Origin of the sequence: Gluconobacter sp. Dm-62 (genome assembly GCF_018256155.1) — a bacterium.
Taxonomy (GTDB): Bacteria; Pseudomonadota; Alphaproteobacteria; order Acetobacterales; family Acetobacteraceae; genus Gluconobacter.
This window is the reverse complement of sequence record NZ_JAERLY010000008.1, coordinates 139683-155236: the sequence shown is the minus strand read 5'-3', so window position 1 is coordinate 155236 and position 15554 is coordinate 139683. Positions and strand designations below refer to the sequence as shown.

The window sequence follows — 15554 nt, the reverse complement described above, 5'->3', positions numbered from 1 at the left end:
CAGGAACATGCCTTTCCGGAAGTTAAGGTTCGCGTGACTCTTTGTGTCTTTCGTGGGTCTCGCATTACTGCCATGATACGCCAAGATATACGCCCACCCCCAGCCCCGGATAACCAGCCTGCCGGATGACAACCCCGACCGCCCTGGTGCAAAAGGTCTGGCGATGATGCGACGCCACCTTCCCTTCGCCGACCGGCTGTTTTCTGCCAGGTCCTTTCCCGATGGACTGATCCGCATATGAGCGGAACGGCCGCCGTCACGTCCGGAAAGCCGCAGAAACGCGAGCCCCAGCTCTTCGCCCCCTCGGCGCGGACAGCTCCCGCACGTCCACAGCATGCCCCCGCAGGCACCCGCGAGCGCCTGAGAGACTACGTACCGCCAGCAGTTCCGGTCCGCCCGGTGCTGACGCCGATGATGCGGCCGCAGACCATTGTCGAGAACGGGCCGACAGTTCCGTTCATTTTCTCGGCCGGACTTCACGCCGCCGTTCTGGCCTTCCTCCTGATGCAGCATCAGGGCGTGCATGGCTCACCTGCCGGGCAGGAACAGCCGCAGGTTGAAATGGTCTTCGATACGCCGCCATCGAAAAGCAGCATGCGCGGCCCCCGCGAGCATGAGGAAGGTGGCGCGCCGCCTCCCCCCGCGGCCGAGAGTCCGCAGGAGACGCAGGAAAACCAGCAGCAGCCGGAAAAGGAACAGGCTGCACCGACCCCGGCTGTCCCGACACCTGAAACGCCATCCGCGCCCGACGTGCCCGAGGAACCCTCGGCCGAACTGCCCAAGACCGCGCCCACGCCTGCGCCCATCACACCTGGTGCAGCGCCAAGCCATCGCAGCCAGCAGACGTCCCCGCACGCCCATCACTCGCAGCGTTCCGTGCGCTCCGATCGGAACAATCCATTCGCGCATCCGATGGACCTGTCGTTCGGCGAACAGCCCTCGCCCTATCGTCGTCATCGCGGTCGTGCATCCGGGTCTGGCGGCCCAATCGATATGTCGCTGGGGCCACTCAGCATGAACGGCGCCATCAACGCACCGTATCAGACCCGCACGAGCGTTAAGGGCGTCAGCGAGGATTACGGCGGCGAGATCGACCGCTGGATCCGGGCGCATATGTACTATCCGGAAGAGGCCGCCCGCGCCGGCGAGGATGGTCCGTCCTCGGTGCATGTGGTGCTGGACCGTTCGGGCCATGTGAAGTCCGTCCGGCTCATGAGCCAGTCCGGGTCCTATTCGCTGGATGCCGCGACGACCGGCATGTTCCAGGGCGCGCATCTGCCACCGGTTCCGCCGGACATGAAGGGCGACCATTTCGATATCGACGTGACGATCAACTACATCCTGATCCGCCGGTAAGGGCAGAGGGCGCGGCTTCGACATCGGAGCCGCAATCCCATACAGTCCTCCGGGTCACTGTCCTGTTACCGGAACACCGATGCGCCGCCTCTGCTTTACCCTGCTGCCTCTCTGCTTCCCCCTTGTCCTGGGAGGGTGCTTCAATCTTTCACGGCCCTTCGCCGATCCGGGGCAGCAGGCTAGATATCTGACAGCGGCAAATCTACCCCCGGCCCGCCTCGCCGTTCCGACACCCACAGACTCCCTGCTGTCCGACGATGCCGCCGCACTCTGGGCTCATGACATGGCACAGGCCATGGTCGGCCAGTCCGTTCCTGCCATCGCCCAGCCGCGCAAGAAGGGGGACTGGTGGCTGAAAATGAGCGCAGCCACCCACGGAGGGACAGTTGTGCCCCACTACGTCATCATGACGCCGGAAGGAAAGATCCGGGCGGAAACGGACGGACCCGCGGTGGATATGGCGGGATGGAGCGCTGGCGACAGGATGGCACTTCAGGGCGCTGCCGTTCAGGAAGCACCCCAGCTGGCGAACCTGCTCACGGGCATCCAGGCCAACATGATGCAGCAGGACCCGCACAGCCTCATGAACCGGCCTGCAAAGATCTGCTTCAAGGGTGTCACCGGCGCACCCGGCGACGGCAATGTCGCACTGGCCCGTGCCTTCTATTCCTCACTGCCAGACAAGACCAACACAGTGACAACCACTGAAAAGGGCGCGGACTTCATTGTCCGTGGAACGGTCGACCTCAAAACAGGCGCAGCGGGCAACACCGGACATCCTGTCGATCATATCGAGATTGTCTGGCACGTCCTGACACCGGCCGGAAAAGAGGCCGGAGCCGCCACCCAGCTGCACGACATCGCCCCCCACTCGCTGGATGGCGCATGGGGCGATACCGCCGACATGGCCGCAGAAGAGGCTGCTCAGGGCGTGCGGACCATCGTCACAAACTTCTCGGGCCGGGAACATGCTCCTCTGCCGGAGACGAAGAATACGCCGAAAAAAGCCGCCTGATCGCAGATGAAATCATAACAGAGACATATATTTGTAACTCTTTGTATATTTATGTAATCCTGTTTGTTACACGACTCTGGCTTTTTCATCCGGAGTTTCTGATGCGTCGCTTGTTCCGTCCTCTCCTATCCACCGTGACTCTCTGCGCGGGTCTCATCCCCACTGTTTCCGCCCTCGCTGACCCCGCACCTGTCATTGCCGTGAACCGTGAGATCGGCCTTTCGATGACAGGTACGTTCCGCAACAGCGTCAGCGGCTACAATGCCCGCGCAACGGAGAATGGCGGTTCCGGATTTATCACCCAATCCGCAAGCGCCTCGCGCTATCGCACCATCGGCTGGACCCCAGGTTTTCAGGCCGATGCGTCGGTCATGTTCAATGCCTTCGGGATCGAAAATCTTTACGGCGCCCTGCATTTCTCGCTTGAAGACGGCCAGAGGAACTACAAGTCTCATTATCGCAGCTACTCCAGCAATTCTGCGCCGTTCGGATTTTCAGCGGGCGGAAACGACAGCTCCAATGGCACGGATAATCGGGGAGAGATCGGCAAGGGTTTTCTTCTGCTCTCCGATACCTTTCTGCTGACGCCTTTCATTCAGGGTGGATATGTCACGAGCGGCAGTGACGGAGATTTCGGCTACGGGTCCGGACGTTACTTCGCCGGTGCCGGCCTGAAGGCTGATTACGCCCTCACATCCCGCCTCGTCCTGCGTGGACGGTTCGGATGGGCGGAAGTCCTCAATTCCGGTATTTCCTACAACAACCAGCCACGTCCCTTGTGGGAAGGTGGGCTTGGCATGGATTACCGCATGACGCGGCGTCTCCATCTGACGGCGGGCGGAGACTACTCCTATATTTCCTACGGCCGTGACCGGAATGGCGAAGTATTCAGCAACCAGGTGGTATCGGCATATTCCTATTCAGGCACCTCAAGTGCCCTGAGCAACGGTCTGAAGCTGCACGCCGGACTGGCCTGGCAGTTCTGAGACAGCCGGACTGAGTGTATCGGGTTGGCACGGCATGCAGATGCCGACCAACTGGTACGCAGAAAGAATGAGACAGGACGGATGACAGGGGGGCGCTGCGCTGTTAGAAGGCCAGCAACTTCCCTGTCGGACACCGGACGAGGCCGTTTTTCATGAAGATCGTAGCCTGCAACAGTAACCTGCCGCTGGCCCGCGCGGTCGCCCATGAACTCCGGATGCCTCTGTGCAAAACCGTGGTAAAACGCTTTGCCGATGGCGAAGTGTTCGTCGAGATTCAGGAAAACGTCCGCGGTGAGGACGTCTTCGTCGTGCAGAGCACCTGCATGCCGACGAATGACCATCTCATGGAACTGCTGGTCATGCTCGATGCGCTGCGTCGCGGATCGGCCAAGCGCGTCACGGCCGTCATGCCATATTTCGGTTACGCAAGGCAGGATCGCAAATCCGGCCCGCGCACACCGATCAGCGCCAAACTCGTCGCGAACCTGCTGACCGAAGCCGGTGCCAACCGCATCCTGACGATGGATCTGCATGCCATGCAGATCCAGGGCTTTTTCGACATCCCGACCGACAATCTCTATGCCGCGCCGCTGTTCGTGCGCGACCTCAAGACCCGTCTGCCTGACCGCGAACTCATCATTGTCTCCCCGGATGTGGGTGGTGTGGTCCGTGCCCGTCAGCTCGCACAGCGCCTGAATGTGGATCTCGCCATCATCGACAAGCGCCGTGAACGCGCGGGGGTGTCGGAAGTCATGAACGTCATCGGTGACGTCGCAGGTCGCTACTGCGTCCTGGTGGACGACATCATCGACAGTGGCGGATCGCTGTGCAACGCTGCCAACGCCCTCATGGCCCGCGGTGCAGAGGGCGTGGAAGCTTACGTCACTCACGGCGTTCTGACTGGCAATGCCTGCCAGCGCGTGAAAGACAGTCCGTTGAACATGCTGACGCTGACTGACAGTATTCCGGCAACCGAGGCTCTCCTCGAGACCCCGAATATCCGCCAGATCACCACAGCCAACCTGCTCGCCCGGGCCATGAGCGCCGTTGCCGATGAAAGCTCAGTCTCTTCTCTCTTCGACTGAGGTTTATCGGCCCGTTTCACGGTCCAGTCTTCGTGAACGGACTTTCGCCATGTCGCAGATTGCCCTCAGCTCTTACTGGTATCTTCGCCACGGTGAAACTGACTGGAACCGTCAGGGACTGGCACAGGGTCGAACGGATATCCCCCTTAACGAAACCGGCCTGACCCAGGCGACGCGGGCGGGAGAGACGCTTGCCGGGCTTTTCCGTGACGGGCAGCAGCCTTTCGACCGGATCGTGTCGTCTCCCCTGAGCCGCGCACTTGTGACCGCCACCCATACCCATGACGCCATTCGCGACATGACTGGTGTGACGCTGCCGTTCAGGGTCGAGGACGAACTCGCGGAAGTCTGCTTTGGGGTTCAGGAAGGCACACCGATGGGAGACTGGTACGAGCCCTGGATCGAACAGGGCCACCTTCTGGAAGGTGGCGAGAGCTTTGATGCCCTGACGGCCCGCGCCGTCACCGCCATCAACCGCGAACTCGCAGCCGGAGGAACCCCGCTGTTCGTGGCTCATGGCGCACTTTTCAGAGGGCTGCGTGCAGGAATGGGACTCCCGGTAAATGTCCGCCTGCCCAATGCCGTGCCGATGTTTCTCGAACCCGGACAGGCCGGCTGGACCATCCACACCCCCGCCCTGATCTGAAACTGCCGAACAGCCTCTTGTGAAGGTTTGCCAAGCCGTTTAGGGCTTGGAGTAATTTGATTTACAAGCGGAATATCCTCATGTCCTCTCTGCGCCTTCTGGCTGCCCTGACGGCTTTCAGCGGTCTGGTCTCCCCTGCACTTGCCCAGACCCAACCGATGCCGCTTCCCATGCCGGCTCCCATCCCCGAACCGCTGGATCGCCCCTTCCCGGGCAACCTGACGGTTTCAGTCGATGCGACCGACACAGTCCATCATGTCATGTCGATCCATGAGACGGTTCCTGTGCCGAAAGAGGCGCAGCAGAAGGGCGAGATGATCCTTCTGTATCCGATGTGGATCCCTGGCGACCATTCCCCGACGGGCGTCATCGAACAGTTCGCCAGCCTGCACGTACAGAGCGGTGGGCGCACGCTGGAGTGGAAGCGCGACACGGTGAACGTCGCCGCCTTCCACGTCCCGGTCTCCAGCAGCACGCCGAGCCTGGATCTGCATTTCCAGCTTATGACCCCGATTGCGCCGGGTCAGGGCCGGATGGTCATGACGCCGTCCATCGTCAACGTGCAGTGGGATCAGGTTTCGCTCTACCCGGCCGGGTATTTTACCCGCGATATTTCGGTTCAGCCCTCCGTGCGCGTGCCGCATGGCTGGCAGATCGGCTCGGCCCTCCGTGCTGCCACCTATGGCGACGAGACGCATTTCAACGCCACGACCTTCAACACGCTCGTGGACTCACCGATCTACGCCGGGCGCTATTTCCGCAAGTTCGACCTGACCGGGCCGGACCATGTTCCGGTCTCGCTGGATGTCGTGGCAGATGATCCGGATTCACTGGACGCCACGCCGCAGCAGGTTGCCGCGCATCAGAACCTCGTGCGTCAGGCCACATCCCTGTTCGGCTCGCATCACTATGACCATTACGACTTCCTGCTGGCTCTGACGGAAGAGCTTGGCGGCATCGGCCTCGAGCATCACCAGTCCAGCGAGAACAGCGCGGCACCGGGCTATTTCACGGAATGGGACAAGACATTCCCTACGCGTGACCTGCTGGCCCATGAATACACCCATTCCTGGAACGGCAAGTATCGCCGTCCGGCCGATATGTGGGCGCCGAACTTCAACACGCCGCAGCGTGGCTCCCTGCTCTGGGTCTATGAAGGACAGACGCAGTACTGGGGCAATGTTCTGGCCGCGCGCTCCGGGCTCGTGACGAAGGATCAGGGCTTCGAAGCGCTGGCCTATATGGCGGCGTCCTATGACAACCAGACGGGCCGTCAGTGGCGCCCGCTGCAAGACACGACGAACGATCCGGTTATCGCCCAGCGTGCACCGCTGTCATGGCGCGACTGGCAGCGTTCGGAAGACTATTACGTCGAAGGCCAGCTCGTCTGGCTGGATGCCGATGCTCTGATCCGCAAGCTGTCCAACGACCACAAGTCGCTGGATGATTTCGCCAAGGCCTTCTTCGGCACGAACAGCGGCAGCTTCGTCGTCAGCCCCTATCAGTTCAACGATGTGGTCGCGACGCTCAACAGCGTACAGCCCTATGACTGGGCGAAGTTCCTGCACGACCGTCTGGACACAATCCAGCTGCATGCTCCACTCAATGGCCTGACCAATGGCGGCTACAAGCTGGTCTACACGTCCAAGCCCACCTCCTTCGTCAAAGCCAGCGAAGCCGCCCGTCACTCTACGGACCTGTCCTTCTCCCTCGGCCTGACAGTGAATGGCGCCGGACATGTGGGACGCGAGCACTGGATGAGCCCGGCCTTCAAGGCAGGCGTGATCCCTGGCACGACGATCGTGGCCGTCAACGACATGAGCTTCACGCCCCAGCGTCTGCTCCATGCCGTCACGGACGCGCAAAAGGATCCGAAGCAGGACATCCGCCTGATCGTGAAATCCGGCGACCATGTCAGCACGGTCTCCATCCCCTATCACGATGGCCTGCGTTACCCGCATCTGGAGCGCATCGAAGGCACGCCGGATCGCCTGAGCGCGATTTACGCGCCGCGTCCGTAAGGGGCGTCTTGGGCTGATCTGATCCTGTGAAGAGTCAGATCAGCCTGTATGGGGCGCTGCCCCATACCCCGCAAAGGGACGCGGTCCCTTTGATCCCGATTCCAATAAAGCGGTTTCCAAAGGCCCCCGGCCTTTGGCGGGTTTCAGGGCAGAGCCCTGAATACCTTCACCAAGGCAGCAGCGACTTCCCGAGCGCCTTCTGCGCGGCCGGCGTCATTCCCATGTCATTACGGTTCCACCAGCCACCGCCAAGCGACTGGAATAGCCCCACACTGTCAGAAAAACGCGCACCTTCGGCCTGAACGTAGGCCAGACGCGCCTGAGCATCGGTCTGCTGCGCCTGAAGCAGCACGAGTTCGCTGACATCTCCCAGACGCAACTGCCCGTGGGCAATCGTCAGGCTCTGCGTCGTTGCCTTCAGAAGATCCTCATCGGCCTTCAGGGCATCGGCGTCGAACGTGACGGCATGCAGACTGTCCGCCACGTCCTGAATCGCGGACAGGACCGTAGCTTTGTAGGTCTCGTTGGCCTGAAGCAGGTTGTCGCGCGCCTGACGCTCGGCATGCAGCAGCGAACCACCCTGAAAGATTGGTTGCATGAGGGTCGCAGCGATCGTCCAGTTGCCATAACCGGGCTTGAAGAAGTCACTCATCACCCCGACAGCCTGCGCCGGTGTGGCGCTAAGCTGCACGTTCGGCAGACGGTTGGCGATGGCCACACCGATCTGCGCGCTGGCGGACTGGATCTGCGCCTGCGCAGCCCGGATATCGGGACGCTGGTTCAGCAGATCACCCGGCAGCGAGACCGGGAGCGTCTTGGGCAGAGTGAACTGCTCCAGCCGGAATTCGGGCAGCGGTGAATTGGGCGTCACACCAACCAGAACGGCCATCTGGTCCCGTGTCTGGGCCAGTTGCAGGCTCAGGCCCGGAAGCGTCGCCTCAAGCTGCGCCACGGAGGCCAGCTGCTGGACCATGTCCTGCCGCGATGCATTGCCGATGCCCTGCTCTGCCGTCACGGTCTTCAGCACCGCGCGCTGGCTGCGGATCAGTTCGTTGGTGGCGTCGATTTCAGCGCGGATCGTGGCTTCCTCGATCGTCGCATTCACGAGATCGGAAATCATGGTCAGCGCGGTGGCTTCAAGCTGGAACTTCTGGAGATCCGCCTGCGCTCCGGCCGCCTCAATCGCCCTGCGCGTTCCGCCCCACAGATCCGGCACATAGCCAATATTCAGCTGCGCGGTATGGACGTTATAGAGCCACACATTCGAATTCGGGACGGGGGAGTAAACCTTCGAGGTCTTGTTCCGCGTCGGATTGAACGAAGCGGAGAGCGTCGGATACAGGCCCGCGCCCTCGATCCGGCGCTGTTCCCAGGCAGATTTCAGTCCCTGCTGCATGGCGCGCAGGGACTGGTTGTTCGCCAGTGCCTGATCGACAAGCGCATTCAGGGACGGATTGCCAAACACCGTCCACCACTTGCCCGGAATATCCACGCCCGCCTGAAACTGCTGGGGCACGGTTGCACCTGCGGCACCGTGTCCGGTGGTCGCGGTCAGCGGCTGGCCCTGATAGGCCGCGTTCTTCGGCAGATCCGGGCGATGGAAATCCGGCCCAACCGCACAGGCGGAAAGCGCCGTCAGGCACAGCAGAAGCGTTGCATGACGGGACATCATGGAGTGCCGCATCATGATCCGGCTCCCTCTGTGGCAGGTTTCGGACGCTTCTTCGCATCGCGGCGTTCAACCCACATTTCAAGCTCACTGAAATAGACCGGCAGGGCAAACAGCGTCAGGAGGGTTGCAATACCCAGACCACCCACCACGACCGTCGCCAGGCCGCGCTGCACGTCCGTGCCAACACCCGTGGCGAGAGCAGCCGGGAGCATCCCGGCCGTCGCCACCGTCGCGGTCATGAGAACCGGACGGAACCGCTCGCCCGCACCGGCGATGGTCGCATCCCGCACGCCCAGACCTTCCACCCGATGGCGGTTGATGCTGGCGATCATGATGATGCCGTTCTGCACGGCCACACCGAACAGCGCGATGAAGCCCACGGCGGTCGCGATATTCAGCGTCTCACCCCGGACATGCAGCGCGATCAGGCCGCCCAGTGTCGCCAGCGGCACGACGCTCAGGATCAGCAACGCCTGACGGATCTTGCGGAACTCGGCGAAGAGCAGCACCAGCATGACGGCAAACATCACGCCCAGCGCGATCATCAGACGCTTCTGGGCCCGTTCTTCCTGCTGGAAGGAGCCGGCCCATTCGAGCGAGTATTTTTCCTTGTCGTAATGCAGCTGCTGGTCGATACGGCCCTGTGCATCCGCCAGATACTGCGACAGGGGCCGCTTGCCATTATCCACGCGGATGGTGATCTGACGATGGCTCATCTCATGGGCGATATTGCTCTCGCCCATATGCAGCCCGACATGCGCAACCTGCGACAGCGGAATATAGGCGCCGTCCGCATCCAGAAGCGGGATCTGCGCCAGGGACTGGAGATCCTGCAAGTCCTTGCGGCGGATATGAAGCGTCGCGTTATAGAAACGGTCATCCACATAGACGGTCGTGATGGGCGCATCACCAATGGCATTCGACACGACATCGGAGATGTCCGAGATATGAATGCCATAGCGGGCCGCAGCCAGACGGTCCGCCACCACGTCAATCTGCGGAATACGCGGCTCCTGGAAGATCGACGCCTCAGCCGTTCCGGGAACCTGATGGAGGATATCCACGATCTGCTGGCCAATGCGGCGCAGTTCCTGGAAATCGTTGCCATAGACGCGCAGGACGAGCGGGCTGTGCGCACCGCCGACCAGATCGCTCATATTGTCCTGGATGGGCTGGCTGATGCCGAAATCAATGCCCGGAATCTGCGACAGGCGCGTCCGCAGGCGCTCGACGAACTGTGATTTGGTCTCGCCGGACGGCCACTGGTCATACGGCTTGAGCCCGACTGGCATTTCGATATGCGAGGGCGTCCAGGGGTCGGTGCCGTCATCCGAGCGTCCAAGCTGCGTAATGGCATAGGATGTCTCGGGGAACTCGCGGATCGCATGACGCAGTTCGTTGGCGATGGACTCGCCTTTTTCCAGCGAAATACCCGTCGGCATCTGGACCTGAAGCCAGAGTGACCCTTCATCCAGATCCGGCAGGAACTCCCGACCGATCGACACCCCAAGGACCACAACCGCAACCATTGCCGCAACACCCGCGCCATAGGCGATCAGCGGACGGTCGATAAAATGGCCGAGCCAGTGCGTATAACGCGCATGCAGCCATTCCAGCGGGCGATTGTGCCAGATGTGCTTGGGCTTGCGCAGCGCCAGATAGGTCAGCGCCGGAATGAGCGTCAGGGCACAGAGCAGCGCGCCGAGCAGCGCGAAGCTGACGGTATAGGCCATCGGGCGGAACAGCTTCCCCTCGCTGCCTTCGAAGGCAAAAAGCGGGCTGTAGGCCACGATGATGACGAGGGTGGACGAAAAAATCGCCCGCCCGGCCCGTTGCGCTACGGGCAGCACTTCGACGGGATCAAGAGTTTCAGTCGGGCGTTCCTCACGGATACGGAGGATCGTCTCGGTAATGACAATCGCACCGTCCACGATCACGCCGAAATCAATGGCGCCGAGCGAGAACAGGTTCGCCGACATGCCAAAGCTGTGCATCAGCACGAACACGACTGACAGCGCGAGCGGAATCGTCACAGCCGTGACGATGGCACTGCGCGGACTGCCAAGGAACAGGGTCAGGATCACACCGACGAGGACGATGCCCTCGATCATCGTTTCCGTGACCTTATGGGTCGTGGACAGGACGAGATGGTCGCGGTCCATATACGGCACGATGCGGACATGGCTCGGGGCAAGCTGCTGCTGTAGCTTGGCCACCGTAGTGTGAAGACCATCGAGCACAAGCGAGGGGTTTTCCCCGCTCAGCATTGTCACCACGCCTTCGATCGTATCGGGATTGCGGTCCTTGCCGAGGATGCCCTGACGGACCTGATGCCCGAACTGGACGCGGCCCAGATCCTTCACGAAGACCGGCACACCGCCATGGCTGGCGACGACTATGTTCCCCATATCATCCAGCGTGTGGATCATGCCGATCCCGCGGATGATGTAGGACTGCTCACCCCGGCTGACGCGACCGCCACCGGCATTGACGTTGCTGTTGCGGATGGCCGTCAGCACGTCTTCAAGGCCGATATGGTAGCGCATCAGCGAGGCAGGATCGAGAACGAGCTGGTACTCGCGCGTCAGGCCGCCAAAATTGTCCACGCTGACAACGCCCGGCACATGCTGGATCGCCGGAATGACGGTCCAGCGCTGAAGATCGGACAGTTCCAGCAGGTTCTTGTCGTCGGATTCCAGCGTGTAGCGATAGATCTCACCGCTCGGGCCGGAAATCGGCCCCAACGACGGCATGGCGCCGTTGCTCAGCGGGTTATTGGCAAGCTGCGTCTCGACAAGCTGGCGCGCCGCATAGACATTCGTGCCTTCACGGAAGATCAGCGTGATGAGCGACAGGCCGAACGTGCTGGTGGAGCGACTGTCGGTCACGCCGGGAACGCTGGCCAGCGTCCGCTCCAGCGGAATCGTGACCTGCTGCTCCATTTCCTCGGCGGCCAGACCCTCCTGCTGGGTCGTGATCGACACGCTGACGGCACCCAGATCCGGATACGCCTCGACCGGCAGGATCTTCCATGAAAGACCGCCGAGAAGCGCCAGAATCAGGGCGGAAAAGAAAACAATGTTCCGGTGATTGAAGCACCAGGAGATGAAACGTTCGATCATCAGCTCAGGGCCACCGGATCAGTCATCATTCAGAAGGATGGCACCGCTCGTCACGACGCGTTCATCGGCGAGCAGCCCTTTGAGCACGCGGACGCTGTCGCCCTCATCATAGCTGATGACGATATCGCGGCGCTGGAATGTGCGTGGTGCCGTTTCGACAAACACGGAAACCTGGTCGTTGTTCATCAGAAGTGCAGTCTTGGGAATGATGATGTCGTTTCCCTGCGGAACATTGAGTGTCGCGTCCACGAACATGCCGGGGCGCAGCACGCCATCGGTGTTCGGACAGGCGATATAGGCATTGACCCGGCGCGTATCGGCATGAAGCGCAGGATCGAAGCTGACGACACGTCCCGAACAGGTGCGCCCCGGAAACTCGTCAAAACTGACTGACAGCACATTGCCGTCGCTGATCTGGGCCAGACTGTCCTGGGGAATGGCTGCGGCAATCCAGACTTCGGACAGGTCCAGCACCGTCATCTGGATGGCGGTCGGATCGGTGATGTTCTCTCCCGGCGCCATCACGGTCATGGACACCACACCGTCCACGGGAGAAACCAGTGGGGCCTGACCCTGAGCGGAATAGCCCGGCCGCGCCCCCAGAACCTGAAGCCTGCGCTGCGTACGTTCAGCTTCCGCCTGCGCCTGAGCCAGATCATTGCGGGCGGATTCCAGATCCTTGACGGCATTGCCACCGATCGCCTGAACACCCTGCGCACGCGCATAGGCCCGGCGCGCAAAATCAAGGGCAGCACGGGCGCGGGTATCGTCAGCCCAGGCCTGATCCAGATCACCAGCGGCAATGGTGGCAAGCACCTGACCACGTTGGACGCGCTGCCCCAGATGCACGGACACACCCGTGATCCGGCCGGTTACGGGAGCGTAGACATTCACCTGCCGGTCAGGTTCCGTCATCACCTGTGCCGGAAGCGCGAGACCATGACCACGGGAGACACTTGCAACAGCCTGTATGGTCAGGCGTTTCTCAAGTGGACTGCCTTCGCGGACCACAAGATGACCCTGCGACGATGTCACCATGGGGGATTCAGCCGTTGTGACGGGTGAATGCGGGGTTCGGAATCGCAGAACAACGACGAGAAGAATGGCCAGGCATAGCAGGCCAATGGCCAGCGCGCCGACGCGTGTAACGCGCATGCTGATAGGAAACCCCGTAATCTGTCAGGACAGACGTCCCGTTTCGTCCGAAACGTCTGGAGAATGATCTGTCTGCCATCACTCGGACAATTTCATGGCAGACGGTCTTACCATGGTCATGGCAGGACGTCAGATGTCACATACGGAAACGAAAGGACTTTTGCACTGATGGAATGACCGTATTGCAAAAGTTTTATGAGATTGCCACAAAAATGCAAAAAAGCGGCCTTTCCGGAGAAAGGCCGCCTCCCAGACACTGTGCTCTGATCCGAAGACTAGAAGCGGTATTCGATACCTGCGCCCACGACGGTCGGGTCGAGGGAATCATGTGCCGTGATCTTCGTGGTTTCGGCATTGTTCTGGGCCCAGGCATGGACACGCATGAACATCTGCTTCACGTCGAAGTTGAAGAACCAGTTGCCGACGACCTGATAATCGAAGCCGACATTGACGGACGGACCGCCGGTCACGCCGACATTAAGCTTCTGCGTGAGCGGGCCACCGGCGGGGGAGACGTTGTGGAACCACGCCAGCGTTGCGCCAACACCCGCATACGGATTGAAGCGCTTGTGCGGACGGAAGTGCCAGGCGAACGTGACAGTCGGCGGCAGAACCCAGGCACTGCCAACATCGACCTTGCCCAGACCCGGAACGCCTTCAGCAGCAATTTCGTGACGCGTGCTGGCGGCGATCAGATCAACCGACAGGTTATCGGTGAAGAAGTATTCGAACGTCAGCTCCGGCATGACCTGACGCGTCGTCTTCACGCGACCGCCAAGATGGGCGCCGTTCAGGGACAGGCTGCTGTCACGGTCTTCCGGCAGGACGCCGAGCGCGGACAGACGGACAATGAAATCACCCTTGCCCAGTCCGATGCGTGTGTTGGAGCAGGTCTGGAACAGGCCGCAATGGCCCGAAGCCGGCGCATGGATGTTCACGGAAGGCACCGGAGCTGCCGTCATGGGCGCGCTGATCATGACCTGGGGTGCGGCAGGAGCAGCTGCCGGAGCCGTCTGGGCAAACGCGGGAGTTGCAACGGCACCGATTACGGCAGCCAGCGCGAAAGCGTTAAGTTTCATTTGAAAGTTCCATCAACATTCGTTGAGGCTCACAAAGCACTCCTCCCCACCCATCACCTTGACCTGAATCAAGTCTGGTAAATTATGTGGTAGTGTGGCTGAAAGTCTTCAGGCCGAGATCAGCGCAACGGGAACAGGGTTCATCATGTCAGCGTCACATAATTCAGAGGATGTCCATGATCGATGCGCCCATTGCGTGGGCAGACGTCTTAGTATCTGCAGCAGCATTGACGACTGTGATCTGGCCGTTCTTGCCAACGAGTCTTCCCGCATGACAGTCTCAGACGGTCGGTCCTTTATAGAAGAGGGTGCTCCGGCCCATGATTTCTTTGTCGTGACCGGCGGCAGGGTCAAGCTCTTCACCCTTCTTCCAGATGGCCGGCGCCAGATTACCGGCTTTGCGGAAGGCGGGGACTTTCTCGGGCTTGCAGCCTCGACGAGCTATGCTTTTGGAGCCGAAGCCCTCGGCAGCGCCACACTCTGCCGTTTCCCCCATGCCGGCATGCAGCGCCTGACCGAACGCTTTCCCAGCCTCGAACATCGCCTTCGCGAGGAAGCCTCCCGCGAGCTCGCCCTGATGCAGGCCCGCATGACACTATTGGGACGCAAAACAGCGCGTGAACGTGTGGCCACATTCCTGATCGAACGCTGCACCCATCTGGACAGACCCGACCTGTCGCACCCGATCGAACTCGACCTGCCAATGCCGCGCACCGATATTGCGGATTACCTCGGACTCACTATTGAAACAGTCAGCCGGATCCTCAGCGCATTCAAAAAAGAGAAACTTATCAGTATCAGAAGCATTACCCATATCACGTTACTGATGCCCGAACGGATATCGACGATCGCCGAAGGCATGGAATAGCCCTTTTCCTCAAGGGCCACATTCCCGCCATCAGGGCGTGCTCTGATTTACTGATCCGTTTACAGGAGATTTTATGAACTTCACCCTTTTTTCCCGCTCGATGCTTGCCGCAGGACTGATTGCCGGAGCCGTATCTCTTGCTCCGCAGGCGCATGCCGTCGACAGCACGACGTCCACAGCCTGCCAGCAGAGCGGCCAGAATGGTGTCCTTGGACGTCTGGCACAGCGGGAAGACTGCCTGAACAACCGGGTTCAGAACTATCAGAAGCAGTCCCAGGATGCGCAGGCCAGCCGTGAGAAGCGGATTCAGGACCTGAAGGACAAGTACACGAACGCCCCGGCCAATCAGAAGGCCCGCCTTCAGAAGCAGATCAGCGGCGAGCAGTCCAAGCTGACGAATATGCGTGACCAGCAGACCCAGCGTCTGCAGCAGCTCAAAAATGCCCCGCAGGAACAGCGCGACCGCGCCAACGCCCTTGGCACCAAAACCCGCGGTGACGTTAACAACTTCCTGAACGGCGGTCTCTGATCCGACCGCCCCGGCCCTGT

At 60.9% G+C, this 15554-nt stretch carries 12 protein-coding genes; 8 read left to right on the top strand and 4 right to left on the bottom strand.

The window, feature by feature from the left end; genetic code table 11:
- Positions 1 to 237: 237 nt before the first annotated feature.
- The 6 genes from JK202_RS10110 to JK202_RS10085 all read left to right on the top strand — a co-directional run bounded on the left by JK202_RS10110 (position 238) and on the right by JK202_RS10085 (position 7109).
- The gene (locus JK202_RS10110) at positions 238 to 1356 is read left to right on the top strand and encodes an energy transducer TonB (RefSeq protein ID WP_211560702.1); all 1119 of its coding nucleotides are present in this window, start codon (positions 238 to 240) and stop codon (positions 1354 to 1356) included.
- 79 nt (positions 1357 to 1435) lie between these two features.
- The gene (locus JK202_RS10105) at positions 1436 to 2371 is read left to right on the top strand and encodes a hypothetical protein (protein WP_211560699.1); all 936 of its coding nucleotides are present in this window, start codon (positions 1436 to 1438) and stop codon (positions 2369 to 2371) included.
- A 101-nt stretch (positions 2372 to 2472) separates the two neighbouring features.
- Positions 2473 to 3357, top strand: coding sequence for a hypothetical protein (locus tag JK202_RS10100; protein WP_211560696.1), 885 nt, complete (start codon positions 2473 to 2475; stop codon positions 3355 to 3357).
- 152 nt (positions 3358 to 3509) lie between these two features.
- Positions 3510 to 4442 (top strand): ribose-phosphate pyrophosphokinase, encoded by a 933-nt coding sequence (locus JK202_RS10095; RefSeq protein WP_211560693.1) that lies wholly within the window; start codon positions 3510 to 3512, stop codon positions 4440 to 4442.
- Positions 4443 to 4491: 49 nt separating this feature from the next.
- Complete coding sequence (locus JK202_RS10090; RefSeq protein WP_211560690.1) at positions 4492 to 5088, top strand: histidine phosphatase family protein; 597 nt, start codon at positions 4492 to 4494, stop codon at positions 5086 to 5088.
- A gap of 80 nt (positions 5089 to 5168) precedes the next feature.
- A complete protein-coding gene (locus tag JK202_RS10085) occupies positions 5169 to 7109 on the top strand; it encodes a M61 family metallopeptidase (RefSeq protein ID WP_211560688.1) in 1941 nt (646 codons plus the stop codon).
- Positions 7110 to 7275: 166 nt separating this feature from the next.
- On the opposite strand, the gene JK202_RS10080 is transcribed toward JK202_RS10085, so the two are convergent.
- From JK202_RS10080 to JK202_RS10065, 4 genes are all read right to left on the bottom strand, one after another.
- Complete coding sequence (locus JK202_RS10080; RefSeq protein ID WP_211560686.1) at positions 7276 to 8796, bottom strand: efflux transporter outer membrane subunit; 1521 nt, start codon at positions 8794 to 8796, stop codon at positions 7276 to 7278.
- Entirely contained in the window at positions 8793 to 11903 is a 3111-nt protein-coding gene (locus JK202_RS10075; RefSeq protein WP_211560684.1) for an efflux RND transporter permease subunit, read from the bottom strand. The genes JK202_RS10080 and JK202_RS10075 overlap by 4 nt, the downstream gene beginning before the upstream one ends.
- A gap of 18 nt (positions 11904 to 11921) precedes the next feature.
- Positions 11922 to 13058 carry an efflux RND transporter periplasmic adaptor subunit gene (locus JK202_RS10070; RefSeq protein WP_211560681.1) on the bottom strand — a complete coding sequence of 379 codons (1137 nt, stop codon included), beginning with the start codon at positions 13056 to 13058 and terminating at the stop codon, positions 11922 to 11924.
- A gap of 275 nt (positions 13059 to 13333) precedes the next feature.
- Positions 13334 to 14137: an OmpW family protein gene (locus tag JK202_RS10065; RefSeq protein ID WP_211560678.1), complete on the bottom strand. Its 804-nt coding sequence runs from the start codon at positions 14135 to 14137 to the stop codon at positions 13334 to 13336.
- A 271-nt stretch (positions 14138 to 14408) separates the two neighbouring features.
- On the opposite strand from JK202_RS10065, the gene JK202_RS10060 reads away from it, so the two are divergent.
- Positions 14409 to 15005, top strand: coding sequence for a Crp/Fnr family transcriptional regulator (locus tag JK202_RS10060; protein ID WP_211560675.1), 597 nt, complete (start codon positions 14409 to 14411; stop codon positions 15003 to 15005).
- A 73-nt stretch (positions 15006 to 15078) separates the two neighbouring features.
- Positions 15079 to 15534: a hypothetical protein gene (locus tag JK202_RS10055; protein WP_211560672.1), complete on the top strand. Its 456-nt coding sequence runs from the start codon at positions 15079 to 15081 to the stop codon at positions 15532 to 15534.
- Positions 15535 to 15554: the final 20 nt, after the last annotated feature.

Bases quoted from the DNA above. Each gene is read 5' to 3' on its own strand.
- JK202_RS10095 (WP_211560693.1), top strand. From the start codon at position 3,510: ATGAAGATCGTAGCCTGCAACAGTAACCTGCCGCTGGCCCGCGCGGTC.
- JK202_RS10075 (WP_211560684.1), bottom strand. From the start codon at position 11,903: ATGATCGAACGTTTCATCTCCTGGTGCTTCAATCACCGGAACATTGTT.
- JK202_RS10055 (WP_211560672.1), top strand. From the start codon at position 15,079: ATGAACTTCACCCTTTTTTCCCGCTCGATGCTTGCCGCAGGACTGATT.
- JK202_RS10080 (WP_211560686.1), bottom strand. From the start codon at position 8,796: ATGATGCGGCACTCCATGATGTCCCGTCATGCAACGCTTCTGCTGTGC.
- JK202_RS10110 (WP_211560702.1), top strand. From the start codon at position 238: ATGAGCGGAACGGCCGCCGTCACGTCCGGAAAGCCGCAGAAACGCGAG.
- JK202_RS10070 (WP_211560681.1), bottom strand. From the start codon at position 13,058: ATGCGCGTTACACGCGTCGGCGCGCTGGCCATTGGCCTGCTATGCCTG.
- JK202_RS10105 (WP_211560699.1), top strand. From the start codon at position 1,436: ATGCGCCGCCTCTGCTTTACCCTGCTGCCTCTCTGCTTCCCCCTTGTC.
- JK202_RS10085 (WP_211560688.1), top strand. From the start codon at position 5,169: ATGTCCTCTCTGCGCCTTCTGGCTGCCCTGACGGCTTTCAGCGGTCTG.
- JK202_RS10100 (WP_211560696.1), top strand. From the start codon at position 2,473: ATGCGTCGCTTGTTCCGTCCTCTCCTATCCACCGTGACTCTCTGCGCG.
- JK202_RS10090 (WP_211560690.1), top strand. From the start codon at position 4,492: ATGTCGCAGATTGCCCTCAGCTCTTACTGGTATCTTCGCCACGGTGAA.
- JK202_RS10065 (WP_211560678.1), bottom strand. From the start codon at position 14,137: ATGAAACTTAACGCTTTCGCGCTGGCTGCCGTAATCGGTGCCGTTGCA.
- JK202_RS10060 (WP_211560675.1), top strand. From the start codon at position 14,409: ATGACAGTCTCAGACGGTCGGTCCTTTATAGAAGAGGGTGCTCCGGCC.